11 protein-coding genes are annotated in these 13,325 nt (G+C 30.6%); 4 read left to right on the top strand and 7 right to left on the bottom strand.

Annotated elements, in window-relative coordinates; genetic code table 11:
• Window positions 1–4 precede the first annotated feature (4 nt).
• Entirely contained in the window at window positions 5–751 is a 747-nt protein-coding gene (locus PG912_RS12615; RefSeq protein ID WP_275687810.1) for a GLPGLI family protein, read from the top strand.
• Between the two features lie 5 nt (window positions 752–756).
• Window positions 757–3,420, top strand: coding sequence for a carboxypeptidase-like regulatory domain-containing protein (locus PG912_RS12610; RefSeq protein WP_275687809.1), 2,664 nt, complete (start codon window positions 757–759; stop codon window positions 3,418–3,420).
• Between the two features lie 9 nt (window positions 3,421–3,429).
• Here the strand turns inward: PG912_RS12610 and PG912_RS12605 are convergent, their stop codons facing one another.
• From PG912_RS12605 to PG912_RS12575, 7 genes are all read right to left on the bottom strand, one after another.
• Window positions 3,430–3,672 (bottom strand): MoaD/ThiS family protein, encoded by a 243-nt coding sequence (locus tag PG912_RS12605; protein WP_275687808.1) that lies wholly within the window; start codon window positions 3,670–3,672, stop codon window positions 3,430–3,432.
• Window positions 3,673–3,682: 10 nt separating this feature from the next.
• The gene (locus tag PG912_RS12600) at window positions 3,683–5,566 is read right to left on the bottom strand and encodes a DUF5686 family protein (RefSeq protein ID WP_275689057.1); all 1,884 of its coding nucleotides are present in this window, start codon (window positions 5,564–5,566) and stop codon (window positions 3,683–3,685) included.
• The gene (locus PG912_RS12595; protein ID WP_275687807.1) at window positions 5,506–6,090 is read right to left on the bottom strand and encodes a carboxypeptidase-like regulatory domain-containing protein; all 585 of its coding nucleotides are present in this window, start codon (window positions 6,088–6,090) and stop codon (window positions 5,506–5,508) included. The genes PG912_RS12600 and PG912_RS12595 overlap by 61 nt, the downstream gene beginning before the upstream one ends.
• 105 nt (window positions 6,091–6,195) lie before the next feature.
• Window positions 6,196–6,927, bottom strand: coding sequence for an AsmA-like C-terminal region-containing protein (locus PG912_RS12590; RefSeq protein ID WP_275687806.1), 732 nt, complete (start codon window positions 6,925–6,927; stop codon window positions 6,196–6,198).
• The gene (locus PG912_RS12585) at window positions 6,924–8,852 is read right to left on the bottom strand and encodes an AsmA-like C-terminal region-containing protein (RefSeq protein ID WP_275687805.1); all 1,929 of its coding nucleotides are present in this window, start codon (window positions 8,850–8,852) and stop codon (window positions 6,924–6,926) included. Before PG912_RS12585 ends, PG912_RS12590 begins: the two co-directional genes overlap by 4 nt.
• 136 nt (window positions 8,853–8,988) lie before the next feature.
• Window positions 8,989–9,612 carry a PAS domain-containing protein gene (locus tag PG912_RS12580; protein ID WP_275687804.1) on the bottom strand — a complete coding sequence of 208 codons (624 nt, stop codon included), beginning with the start codon at window positions 9,610–9,612 and terminating at the stop codon, window positions 8,989–8,991.
• 62 nt (window positions 9,613–9,674) lie between these two features.
• Complete coding sequence (locus PG912_RS12575) at window positions 9,675–10,277, bottom strand: PAS domain-containing protein (RefSeq protein WP_275687803.1); 603 nt, start codon at window positions 10,275–10,277, stop codon at window positions 9,675–9,677.
• Window positions 10,278–10,410: 133 nt separating this feature from the next.
• Between PG912_RS12575 and PG912_RS12570 the strand changes: the two genes are divergently transcribed.
• Together PG912_RS12570 and ruvA are read left to right on the top strand one after the other, a co-directional pair.
• Window positions 10,411–12,687: an NADP-dependent malic enzyme gene (locus PG912_RS12570; protein WP_275687802.1), complete on the top strand. Its 2,277-nt coding sequence runs from the start codon at window positions 10,411–10,413 to the stop codon at window positions 12,685–12,687.
• A gap of 52 nt (window positions 12,688–12,739) precedes the next feature.
• Window positions 12,740–13,321, top strand: coding sequence for a Holliday junction branch migration protein RuvA (gene ruvA / locus PG912_RS12565; RefSeq protein WP_275687801.1), 582 nt, complete (start codon window positions 12,740–12,742; stop codon window positions 13,319–13,321).
• Window positions 13,322–13,325 lie beyond the last annotated feature (4 nt).

The following is a 13,325-nucleotide window of genomic DNA, read 5'->3' as shown; positions in this document are numbered from 1 at the left end:
AACTATGAAAAAACACTTTCTATTATTTTTATGTATTGTATTTACAACAATACTATCAGCGCAAAACACTTTACAAGGCAAGGTGTTTTACACTATTTCATTCAAGGCATTTACTAAGCAACAAGTAGATTCGATATTAGAAAAAGGAAATAGACCAAGATCAACACATTCAACGATAAGAAAAATGTTGATGAATAATGAAAAAGCTACTGGTGTTTTAGCGTTTTCTAAAAACGAATCTTTATACCAAGCTGAAAAAAAGATGAAGAATGGAGCCAAGAAAAATAAAGGTTTAAGTATGGCATCGATGATAGCTGGAGGTAATACGATATACTATACAAACAGTACTGAAAAAGATTATTATAAACAGCTTAATTATGCAGAACCTTTACGTGTAGATTTATTGCCAATTAAATGGACAATAACGCAAGAAACAAAAAAAATTGGTAATTACTTGTGTTTTAAAGCACTTGCAGTTGAGAAAATGAGAGAAGGTAAACCACTTTTAAAAATAGCTGCATGGTTTACACCAACCATACCTGTAAGCTTTGGTCCTATCGATTATTTTGGTTTACCAGGGTTAATTTTAGAGGTTTCTTATAACAGGATAAATATAAAAGCAACAAAAATTGTTTTAAATCCTAAAGAGAAAATTGTTGTAAAAAAACCTACGAAAGGAAAACGAATGACGAATGCTGAGTATGTAGAAATGAATAGAAAATTCTTTAAAGATTTAGAAAGAAAAAGATAAAAAAAATGCTAAAAAGAATTGTATTTCCGTTACTAGTTTTTATTGCTAGTAGTTTTTGTAGTGCGCAAACTGTGGTATTTAAAGGTACTGTAAAAGATAGTTTACAAAATCCGTTATCGTATGCCAATATTATAGCAAAGCCCAAAGATGTTACTAAAAACATGAGTTTTGCTATTACAGACGAGCAAGGTCGTTACCGTTTAGAACTTACTAAAAATAATGCATACACCATAAGTATAAGTTATTTGGGCTATGAAAAAGTTGATTTTGAGATAACACCAATAACAAACATTACAAAAGATTTTGTACTAAAAGAAGCTAAAAATCAGTTAGATGAAGTGGTTATTGAACTCCCCGTAACGGTAAAGCAAGACACCATTATTTACAATACGGATAAGTTTGTAAATGGTAGCGAACGCAAGCTTAAAAATGTACTTAAAAAACTACCAGGTGTTGAGGTTGATAAAAACGGAGGTGTAACGGTACAAGGAAAAAAAGTAACCAAGTTATTGGTAGATGGTAAAAAGTTTTTTGGTGGTGGAACTAAATTAGGGGTAGAAAATATTCCTGCAGATGCGGTTGATAAAGTAGAGGTGATTGACAATTACAATGAAGTTGCTTTTTTAAAAAATGTATCAGATTCTGATGAAATGGCAATGAATATTAAATTAAAAGAAGATAAAAAACGTTTTCTTTTTGGTGATGTTGAAGCCGGTAAGGGAAACGAGAATTTTTATAAAACCAATGCAAACTTATTTTATTATTCGCCAAAAACGAATGTAAACTTTATAAGTAACTTAAATAATATTGGCGAAAAAACTTTTACGTTTAAAGATTATATGAATTTTCAGGGTGGCGTTAACGCAGTTTTTAACGGTAATTTTAATTGGCGAGGCGGTGATTTTTCACAGTTTTTAGAAAACAAAGATGTTTTGCAAAGTGTACAGCGTTTTGGTGCTTTAAATATTACAAAAACGATAGCTAGTAAGTTAGATATTTCTGGGTATGCTATTTTTTCTCATAGTAATACCCAAAGTTTTAACCAAGCAACTAATGAGTACACTACTTTTTTAGAAGAAAAAGAAAGTAAAACATTCTCAAAAAACATATTAGCTATTGGTAAGTTTAATATTGAGTATGCGCCCAATAACAAAGAACAATGGTATGTAAGAACGCAGGTTAAAAAATCGGCTGTAGAAAGAGGTAATTTAACCACTACGGCTATAAATAATCAACTAGATAATATCAATACAAATAAAGAAAACGATATTTGGTATGTAAATCAGAATATAGAATGGCACAAAGATCAGTCTGAAAAACATACGTTTTCATCAACAGCAAATTATACGTTTGATAAAAATAATCCAACTACTTTTTGGAACGCTTCACAATCATTTTTAGATAGAATTAAACCAATTATTCAATCTTTAGATGTTAATCAAGCTTCTTTAAGAATTAATCAGTTGAATGAAAATGAAAAGCATCATTTATATACAGTTTTTAAAGATTTTTGGGTGTTAAATAATGACAATCATATTTATACAACGATTGGAAATACACATCAGCAAGAAAAATTTATCAGTAATGATTTTCAATTGTTGGATGATGGTACCGAAAACGATTTTTCATCAAACGGATTTAACAATACCACGGTTTTAAAGCACAACGACTTTTTTACAGGAGTGCATTATAAATTCAGAACCGGAATATTTACTTTTAAGCAAGGTGCATATGCACACAATTATAATTGGCGCGTAAACCAATCAATATCAATCAAAAAAAATAAATGGGTGGTTTTGCCAGATTTTTTAATGAAGATAGAGTTTAATAAGTCAAAGAAAATTCAGTTGAATTATAATTTAAAAACTAATTTTTCAAACGCTTCTAAATTGGCAAGTCGCTTTTATTTACAATCCTATAATTCGGTATTTAAAGGAAACCCTAATTTAGAAAACGAATTGTATCATTCGGCACGTATTCGTTATAATCGTTTTAGTTTATATCGCGGATTAATGTTGTTTGCAAATGCAAATTACACCAAAAGAGTAAAAGGATTTAGAAGTGCTGTAAATTTTGATGGTGTAAATCGTTTTTTAACCATTAATATGTTAGACAATCCGAATGAAAGTTGGAGCGTTAGAAGTTCGTTACGAAAGAAAATTAAAAAAATACGATATAATTTAGAAGGTAATTATAAGGCTTCTAATTTTAAACAAAGCATCAATAATAATTTTGTAACCAATAAAAGTAACGATTACGGTTTTGATGTTGGTATTGAAACCTTGTTTGATAATTTTCCAACTATAGAAACCGGTTTTAGAAAAAGTATTGGTAAATATACTTCAAGTAATTCAACATCTAAATTTGTAACCAATGAACCGTATGTAAATATAGATTACGATTTTTTAGACGGATTTGTTTTTAATTTTGATTACACACATTATAATTATCAAAATAAAACCCAAAATATTGATAATAAATACAACGTTGCTAATGCAGTGTTATCGTATCAAAAAGAAGATAGTCCTTGGATGTTTAAATTAACGACTCAGAATTTATTCGACACTACTTTTAAACAAAATAATAGCTTTTTAGATTATTTAATAACCGATTCTAAAACCTATATAATGCCAAGAGTTGTATTATTTAGTGTTGGGTATAAATTGTAAAACATACAATTATCCACCGCTTACTGGCGGAATAATAGCAATTACATCGTTTTCTGTAATAATAGTTTCATCAATTGCATAACTTTCGTTAATAGCAACGGCATAAGCACTCATGTTTTTTAACTTTGGATGTTGTGTTACAAGTAGTTCTTTAAAAGCTGTTACATTACAATTAACAGGAAGTACGACCTCTAAAGAAGTACTTCCTGTTAAGTCTGTAGCAATACCAAAAAGTAATACGTTTATCTTCATAAACGTAAAATTACAATTTAATTCCGAATAGCACTCTGTTTTCGTTTTTTCCGTTAAAGTTAGATCGGGCAAAATCTACACGTAAAAAACGCCATTTTCCAAAGCCAATATTATCTAAACCAACCGCAAATTCAGAATATGGTTTGTTACCCGCTGTAAACAATCCTTTTGCTCCAGTTACTAAATGAAAGTTTAATTTATTTAACAATGGAATCTTACTTAATAGAGCACCTTTAAAATTGTATTCTCCATGTAACTCTCCGTATTTGTCATTGGTGCTTAACTGATAATAAGGCAACATGTAAAAGTTGTTTAAATAATTATCATTAGGCGCAATTAATAAGCGATTTCCGTTAAAATGGGCATAATCTATAAACGGAATATCTTTTTTCTGTAAAAATAAACCTCCTTTTGCTTTATACTTAAACTCTCCCCAGTTGCTTAATGCTATTTTTTGAGATAATTGTGAATACACTACATCTGAATTCCATTCAGAATTACCTGACCCAAAATTCTTTTTATAACCGATAAATAAAGATGGATATTTATTACTGCTCACATTGTACTTTCCGTTAGGATATGATAAGTATTTTTGATCAAAATTAATGGTAGTTCCTAAGGTAAACGACCACATTTTATGCGGTGTAAAAGCAGTAGTGAAATTAGCAGGATTTTGTGGATTGTTAGATGTATAATCAGCATCTTTTTTCGGAAACATTACATAATCTGTAGTATTGAATAATGGTTTTCTATCTGCATATTCTAAAGCAGATGAAATGTGAACACCGTTGGTTATTTCTCTTGAAAAAGAAACTTTCGCAAATGATTTTTCGTAAATTTTCATGTAATTTCTTTCAAATAGCACAGAGCTAATAGTATTCCAGAATTTTGAAATAGGTTGTTTTGCATTAAATTGAGTGGTCGTAATACCTCCATTAATTGTTAAAACAGGATTGGTAATATTGTTCCATTTGTAAGAAAAATATCCAGTTGGTCTTATTTTTTTATCAGAAAAACCATAATTAAAATTCGTACCAATATTAAAACGCTCTCCTTTTTTATTGATAGATTTATAATAGTTTAGTCCTACGGAAGAGTTCCATCCTTGTACGGTATTAAAATTTATACTTGTTATAGGCGATGAAAAGCTAAGGCCCCATTTATTATAAGTATCGTTGTAAGAATAACCAGAAAGAATATTTAAAGGTTTAAACTTATTTTGTTTTACATCAATAGAATCTAAATATTTTTTAGATTTTCGTTTTGTTTTAATGCTGTCTTTTAATTTATAGTCAGAAACTTCTTCATTAGTTAAGGTAACAGGGCGAATTTTAGTCCAATACAAACTATCTTTTTCAGTAGCATTTTCTGCAAAAGATAAAATTTCGCTACCAAAATATTTTTTAGTGTAATTTGGGGTGAAATTATAGTTTGAATAAGCCGCAGAAAAACGACCATTAAAATTAAAACCAAACATACCAGCCTTAAAGTCGATTGTTTGCGTAACGGGTATCCAAGCGTTGTTTTTAAGTGAGTAATTATAATTTTGTTTAATACGAAGAGAATCTATCATTGGCATGCTTACTTGTGCTCCTGTAACAACAACATCAGCACCATAAATTGCCCAATCATCTTCTACAATATAAATAAATCCGCTAAAAACACGATCGTTTTTTCTTTTTGGGAGTAATTTTATTTTACTGATTAGCTTGCTATTTTTATCATAAAAAGTTCCAACTAGTTTATAATTATAATAACCAAAAGCACCGTTAGCAATTGGCGAAATCATTTGAGCATCTGCTAAATCAAAAGAATTTTCGTAAAGGTTAAAATTCACTTCTTTTGCTTGATTAAAGCTAATTCCGTTATCGCTACCAGAAACTTTTGAAGCGATAATATGTTCTTTAAAATTGCTAGGTTTTTTTGAAACGAAATTTTAGAAATTGTTTCAGAAAGATATACAATTCCGCTTCTTGTTGAATCTAAACCACCACCCATATCACCAATTTCTTGCCCTAAGAATTTTTTTGGTAAATCTTTTACTTTAAATAATCCACGAGAATAAAAATCAGCTTTGTACTCGGAAAATTTATCGGTGTTTTTACTTTTGTTGGCAATAACATTCCTAATAATTTTATTAGCTGGGTTTTCATCCGAAGAAATTAAAACTTCATCTAATGTAACTTTTTCTTCAGTAAGTATAACGTCTAAAACAAAAGGAAAAGAAGAAATAGTAACTGTTTTTTTTACTGTTTTATACCCTAAAATTTGATAAACAACAGTGTGTTTTCCTTTTTTAGTTAAGGTTAATTCATAGTCTCCATTATCGTTTGTAGTAGTTCCGGTAATAGAATTTTCTAGATAAATACTAACAAAAGATAGTGGTTGCTTATTGGTATTTGTTACTTTTCCTTTCATTTGAGCAAATGAAAAGGTGGTGCTTATTAAAAGTAAAAGAGTAGTTATTTTCCTCATAGTTAGTTTTTTAATGCAAACATAAAAGAAGACTTATGTAAAGTGTATTTAAAGAATGTTAAATAACTTACAAAGTCTTCTTAAATTATAGACAGGGCAAATAGTAAAAAGGTTGCCTGTGAATTTAATTACCTTTTTTTTCTTTTTACTAAATAACCCACCTAAAACATCACGTATTTTTTTGTTTTTATCGCTAGCTGCTTTTGTAGTATCTTTCTTTTTGCTAGGTAAAAATTTACTTAACGTATTAGAAACTAATTTATCTTTTTGTTGTTTAATTAAGGTCTGACTTAGTTTTGTTACCGAAGAAGATAAATCTGTTTTTACAGATGGATTAGACATGTTACCTGTAATATTAGCCGTTATTGGTACGGTAACATTTTGGTCATCGGTACTTAATTTTGATAGTAAACCTTGTACATCATTCCCCAAATATTTGGCAGGCACATCTAAAGTTAAATTGTAATTCATATTTTGGTCAAAACTATGACTTCCGCCAACGTTTATGTCGATGTCTTTATATTTTAACTTAAAAGGTTTTACAACTACGTTTCCTTTGTCAAATGATAAATGAGTTTTAACATCAGATAAATCGAGATCATTTAAATTAAGAAACGATAATTTATCGGTTAATAAACTCAATGATTTTGTTTTCTTCGGATTTATCTTAGTGGTTAATAATTCGGCAAAAGCTTTACCTGTAAGAGAAGTTAAGTTTGGTGTAAAGTCAGAATTTAAAGCGCCTGATAAATTAATATCTGAATTTAATTTACCATTCATAGCGCCCACAATAGGCCTAGTGATTGTAGTAATTCTAAGCTAGAAAAAGATTCAGCAATATCAAACGATTTTATGCCTAATTTCATATCGAAAATAGGTTTTTTGTTTTGAGTATTCACCTCTCCGTTTAAAGCAATTTGACCGTTAAAAATACCTACCGTAACGTTTTGTAAAATTGCTTTTTGATCTTTTATAAATAAGGTACCTTTTACATTTTTTAAAGCTAAATTATCGTAATGTACCGTTTTTGCATCGGCTAAAAGAGTACAATCTAAAAAAGCCGGAATTTTTAATGAGGTTCCAGATGTATCTTCTTTTGTGGTAGTGTCTTCTTCTTTTTCTTCAGTTATTACTGAAGTATCTTGCATAAAGTCGTTGATATGTAAATTGGTTGAATTTACATTTAATTTTCCTTGTAATTTTTTATCAGAAAGTAAAAAACCGAGTAAATTTTTAAGAGTACCATTGGCATTTAAATCACTCTTACCTGTAGTTGCGTTAAATTTAGTTAAGGTAATTACACTTGGTTTAAAATCTACAGCTGCTTCTTTAATATGAAAAGCATTTATAAGATCATCTGAAGAAAATACAAAATCGTTAACTTGTATTGTTCCATTATTTTTTATGCGATTTACAGCACTATTTTTAATAGCATTCATATCGAACTGAGTGCGTAAATTTGCCTTTAAAATACCGCTTAATTTTTGTTCTAAATTAACAGGATATGCTTGGTTAATTTTGGCAAGATTTAAAGTTCCTTTTATGGTTGCATCTAGTTTAGGGTTGGTTGTTATGTTGTGAGCTGTGGCTTTACCAGAAAAAGTATCTTCATCAATTTTAAATGAAAGATTGTTAATGCTCGCAAAAGTGTTTTCTAGTTTACCTGTGGTGTTTTTTACCTGGGCATTAATGTTAATGTTTCTAACAGTTTTAGGTAAATCAGGATATTTAAATGAAGCGTTTTCAGACTGCACAACAATATCTAACTTCGGAATATGCGTTGCATCTAAAATTCCGTTAACTTTTCCTTTTACACTAAAACTCCCTTTCGTAGTAACATTGGCAATACTTTTTGTGTAAGCTTGCGGAATTAAACCTAAAAAGTTTTTAAAATCTGATGAAGGTGTTTTAAAGCTAAGGTCAATTTCTTGATTGGTGTCGTTTAATTGTACATAACCATCAAAAATTAAGGGCAACTCATTTAGTTTTAATTCATTTTTTAAGAACGAAAATTTATTGTTAACTAAATCCATTCCTAAAATAGCATCGAGTTGTAATTTTTGATTTTTAGCGTATGAATTTCCATCCATAGCAAATGAAATATCGGTAGTTGTTTGGGTGTCTAACTCTGTATTTAATTGTGAGAAATCACCACTTCCAGCATGATTGAAATTGGTTAATTCAAGCGCAATCTTACCTTGTTTGTCATTGTATTTTATAGCTGCATTGGTAATTGCGTATGAATTGATAGATAACCCAAAAGTAGAAGGCGCTTCATTAGTTGTATCTGTAGTTGTTTCAGACGGAATGGTAATATCGTAATTAGCATTTCCTTTTTCATCAACAAGTACGTTTACTAAAGCATTATCAATCGTAAAAGAATGAATACTTAATTGCCCTGACGAACTTTTAAGTAAGTCGGTAATTTTTAATTTTAATAAAATGTCTTTTGCAAAAACTAAAGTATCTCCTTTAAACGGCGCATTATTTATAACTGTTACGTTAGATAGTTGTACGGATGCATTTGGGAAATTTCTAATTAAACTTAGGTTGGCATCACTAAAATCTACCTGAGCATTTACGTTGTTGTTAACGGTGGTTTTTACTAAGTCGATTATTTTACCTTGAAATAAAAGAGGGATGCTAATTAATAGGATAAAAAAAACAAGTACTACACCTAATAGTATTTTATAAATCTTTTTCATATGCGTAAATTGGAGTTAATAATATAGAAAACAAAGGTCTGTATTTATTTGTAAATAAAAACAGAAAGGAAAAAGAAACTTTTTGAAGATTTAGCGCAAAAAAAAACAGACTTACAAGAAGTCTGTTTTTAATATTTTATTTAGGATTAGTATCTCCGAAGAAGAACCAATTTACACCTTTTTTCAGTTTTGTAGGTGAATCACCTGCTGTTGGTTGTTCTTTCTTAGATTCATCTTCAAATAAATCAACAACAAAATCGTCGTAACTTTTACCAACTTCTTCTTTTAAGTAAGCTTTAAAATAAAGTTCACTAGCTACTTCGCTTTTTGCTTGTTCAATATTTAAAAGTGTTTTGTATAAAGGTTCAATCTTATCAACAACACTTTTTGGTAATGCCTTTCTTCGACCTGTATATCCTACGATTTTTCCTTTTTCATCTTTATCGATCGTAAAATCGGTAATAACCCAGTAATATCTACCGCTACGAGTAAGGTTTTTAACGATAGCATGGAAATTTTTTCCTTGTTTTAGGTTTTCCCACAATACTTTAAAAATTACTTTCGGCATATCAGGATGCCTAATAATATTGTGAGGTTCTCCTATTAATTCTATTTTATTGTATTCAGAAGCTGCTTCAAAAGCATCGTTCATGTACAATATAGTTCCGTTTGCATCAGTTTTACTGCTGATAATTTGTGTTTTATCCCACTTAATTTCTTCGTTAAGAATTTGCTGGGGGCGTAATGGGTGGCTTGACATAGTTTATTTATTTAAGTACAAAAATAATAATTAACATGTTTTATTGAATTAACACATGTTAATTATTGGGGGTCTGTATCTCCAAAAAAGAACCAGTTTAACCCTTTTTTAAACGCACTTCCTTCCTTTTTTTGGTTCAAAGATTCTTCTACAAATAAATCAAGAACAAATTCATCATAACTTTTGCCAATTTCTTCATTTAAGTAGCCTTCAAAATATAATTCACTTGCTTTTTCACCTTTTAAATTTTCAATATCTAAGAGTGTTTTGTATAAGGGTTCAATTTTCTCAATAATACTTTTTGGTATCGATTTTCTTCGACCTGTATATCCTGTAACTTTTCCGTTTTCATCTTTATCAATGGTAAAATCGGTAATCACCCAATAGTATCTACCAGTTCTTGTTAAGTTTTTAACAATTGCATGGTAGTTTTCTCCTTTTTTAAGTGCATCCCATAAGGCTTTAAAAGCAGCTTTTGGCATGTCAGGATGTCGAATAATATTATGTGGTTCGCCTATTAGTTCAATAGCACTATATTCACAAGCTTCTGTAAATGCACTATTGGCATAAATAATTGTTCCATGAATGTCTGTCTTACTAACAATTGTTTGCGTTTTATCCCATTTTACTTCTTCGTTGATAATTTTTGTTGGAGGAGTTTTCATATCTTTTTAGTTTAAAATCATAGCAAAATTATGAAAGCTATTATTTTCAAAAAATGATTTTAGTCATGTTTTAAAGTTTTAACTAAATAACAAAAACGTATATTTGTAAGTTCAAACAAACAACAACGAACCTATGAGTGACTCTAGAAAAAGGCGTGAAGCTTTACTATATCATGCCAAGCCAAAGCCAGGTAAAATAGCAGTAGTACCTACTAAAAAATATACTACACAACACGATTTATCGTTAGCGTATTCTCCTGGGGTAGCAGAGCCTTGTTTAGAAATAGCAAAAGATAAAGATAATGTTTATAAATATACAGCCAAAGGTAATCTAGTAGCTGTTATCACCAACGGAACAGCAGTATTGGGTTTAGGAGATATTGAGCCTGAAGCCTCGAAACCTGTAATGGAGGGGAAAGGATTATTGTTTAAAATTTTTGCTGATATTGATGTTTTTGATATTGAGGTTGATGCTACGGATGTTGATAAATTTGTAGAAACAGTTAAAGCAATAGCTCCTACTTTTGGAGGGATTAACTTAGAAGATATTAAAGCTCCAGAAGCTTTTGAAATTGAACGAAGGTTAAAAGAGGAGTTAGATATTCCTGTAATGCATGACGACCAGCATGGTACAGCAATAATTTCAGCAGCAGCATTAAAAAATGCAATAGAAATTATAGGTAAAGATATTACTACTGTTAAAATTGTAGTAAACGGAGCAGGAGCAGCTGCAATTTCTTGCACACGATTGTATTTAAAATTAGGCGCAAAAAGAGAAAATGTAGTGATGTGTGATAGTAAGGGAGTTATCAGAAAAGATCGCGATAATTTAACATCACAAAAAGAAGAATTTGCTACCGATAAAGACATCAACACTTTAGAAGAAGCAATGCATAATGCCGATGTTTTTATAGGTTTATCAAAAGGAAATGTCGTGAATCCTGAGATGTTATTGTCGATGGCTAAAGACCCTATTGTTTTTGCAATGGCTAATCCAGACCCTGAAATTGAATATCAATTAGCAGTTGATACGCGTGATGATATTATCATGGCAACAGGAAGATCAGATCATCCTAATCAGGTAAACAATGTACTTGGTTTTCCATTTATTTTCAGAGGTGCTTTAGATGTTAGAGCGACCAAGATTAATGAAGAAATGAAAATGGCAGCGGTACATGCTTTAGCAGATTTGGCAAAAAAATCGGTGCCTGAGCAAGTAAACATTGTATACGACGAAGTAAGTCTTTCATTTGGTAAAGAATATATTATACCAAAACCATTTGATCCAAGATTAATATATGAGATTCCGCCTGCAATTGCGAAAGCAGCAATGGATTCTGGCGTAGCCCAAGAACCAATTACAGATTGGAATGCGTACCGTGAAGAATTAATGGATCGCTCTGGTACCGGAAGTAAAGAAATTCGTTTACTTCATAACAGAGCAAAAAAAGCCCCAAAACGAGTGGTTTTTGCAGAAGCAGATCATTTAGATGTGTTAAAAGCAGCACAGCGAGTTTATGATGAGAAAATCGGAATTCCTATTTTATTAGGGCGAAAAGATGTTATTTTAGAATTAAAAGAAGAGCTAGGTTTTGATGCCGAAGTTGTTATTATTGATCCTAAAACAGATGAAGAAACCGATAGAAGAAACAGGTATGCTGAGACTTTTTGGAAAACAAGGCAACGTAAAGGTATTTCTTTTTTAGAAGCCCAAAAATGGATGCGTGAGCGTAATTATTTTGCCGCGATGATGGTAAATACTGGTGAAGCAGATGCTTTAATTACAGGATATTCCAGGTCGTATCCATCGGTTGTAAAACCAATGTTAGAGTTAATAGAAAAAGAAAAAGGTGTTACTAGAGTTGCAGCAACAAATATGATGTTGACCAAGCAAGAGCCAATGTTTTTAGCTGATACAACTATTAATATCAACCCAACGGCTAAAGAATTAGCAAAGATTAGTCAATTAACATCGGGCTTAGCAAAAATGTTTGGAATGAAACCACATATTGCTATGCTAGGTTTTTCAAATTTTGGTTCATCAAAAGCTGAAAGTTCAGTAAAAATAAGAGAAGCAGTTTCGTACATACATCGTAATCATCCGAATGTAATTGTTGATGGAGAGTTACAGGCAGATTTTGCTTTAAACCCGGAGTTGTTAGCAAAAGAATTTCCTTTTTCTAAACTGAATGGTAAAAGAGCAAATATTTTAATATTCCCAAATTTAGAATCAGCAAACATTACTTATAAGTTAATGAAACAGGTTGATGGCGTTGAGTCTATTGGGCCTATTTTATTAGGAATGAGCAAACCTGTACATATTTTACAATTAGGAGCAAGTGTAGATGAGATGGTAAATATGGCAGCAGTAGCAGTTGTAGATGCTCAAAATAAGGGAAATAAAAACTAAGTTTTTAGTACTAAATAATTTGTCTACATTAGACAAGTAGAAATTTAATAGAATGATCACACAAATTAAGGGGAAACTTGTGGAGAAAAACCCTACTTATGCAGTAATAGACTGTAATGGAGTAGGATATTTATTACACATTTCTTTACATACGTATTCTTCGTTACCAGATGATGAAAATGTGTTGTTGTACACGCATTTATCTGTAAGAGAAGATGCACATACATTGTATGGTTTTTTTACTAAAGTAGAACGGGAAATTTTTAGATTACTTACCTCTGTTTCAGGAGTCGATCCAAGTATTGCAAGAACAATGTTATCATCAATGACATCTGAAGAAATACAACAAGCAATTGCTTCAGAAGATGTAAAAACAATACAATCTGTAAAAGGAATTGGCGCAAAAACGGCACAACGTGTTATTGTTGATTTAAAAGATAAAGTTTTAAAGATTTTTGATTTAGATGAAGTTTCAATTGCTCAAAACAATACAAGTAAAGAAGAAGCGTTATCTGCATTAGAGGTTCTTGGATTTGCCCGCAAGCAGGCAGATAAAGTTATCGGAAATATATTAAAAGAAACACCTGATGCTAGTGTTGAAACACTCATAAAACAGGCGTTAAAAAATTTATAAAAGG

Source organism: Tenacibaculum retecalamus, assembly GCF_027941755.1.
Taxonomy (GTDB): domain Bacteria; phylum Bacteroidota; class Bacteroidia; order Flavobacteriales; family Flavobacteriaceae; genus Polaribacter; species Polaribacter haliotis_B.
Note: the sequence above shows the minus strand (reverse complement) of the source record. Positions and strands in the feature narration are given on the sequence as shown.

What these genes read in the sequence shown, in the direction of transcription:
- PG912_RS12610 (WP_275687809.1), top strand. Translation starts at nt 757, where the DNA reads ATGCTAAAAAGAATTGTATTTCCGTTACTAGTTTTTATTGCTAGTAGT.
- PG912_RS12590 (WP_275687806.1), bottom strand. Translation starts at nt 6,927, where the DNA reads ATGAATGGTAAATTAAATTCAGATATTAATTTATCAGGCGCTTTAAAT.
- PG912_RS12615 (WP_275687810.1), top strand. Translation starts at nt 5, where the DNA reads ATGAAAAAACACTTTCTATTATTTTTATGTATTGTATTTACAACAATA.
- PG912_RS12570 (WP_275687802.1), top strand. Translation starts at nt 10,411, where the DNA reads ATGAGTGACTCTAGAAAAAGGCGTGAAGCTTTACTATATCATGCCAAG.
- PG912_RS12585 (WP_275687805.1), bottom strand. Translation starts at nt 8,852, where the DNA reads ATGAAAAAGATTTATAAAATACTATTAGGTGTAGTACTTGTTTTTTTT.
- PG912_RS12580 (WP_275687804.1), bottom strand. Translation starts at nt 9,612, where the DNA reads ATGTCAAGCCACCCATTACGCCCCCAGCAAATTCTTAACGAAGAAATT.
- PG912_RS12605 (WP_275687808.1), bottom strand. Translation starts at nt 3,672, where the DNA reads ATGAAGATAAACGTATTACTTTTTGGTATTGCTACAGACTTAACAGGA.
- ruvA (WP_275687801.1), top strand. Translation starts at nt 12,740, where the DNA reads ATGATCACACAAATTAAGGGGAAACTTGTGGAGAAAAACCCTACTTAT.
- PG912_RS12595 (WP_275687807.1), bottom strand. Translation starts at nt 6,090, where the DNA reads ATGAAAGGAAAAGTAACAAATACCAATAAGCAACCACTATCTTTTGTT.
- PG912_RS12575 (WP_275687803.1), bottom strand. Translation starts at nt 10,277, where the DNA reads ATGAAAACTCCTCCAACAAAAATTATCAACGAAGAAGTAAAATGGGAT.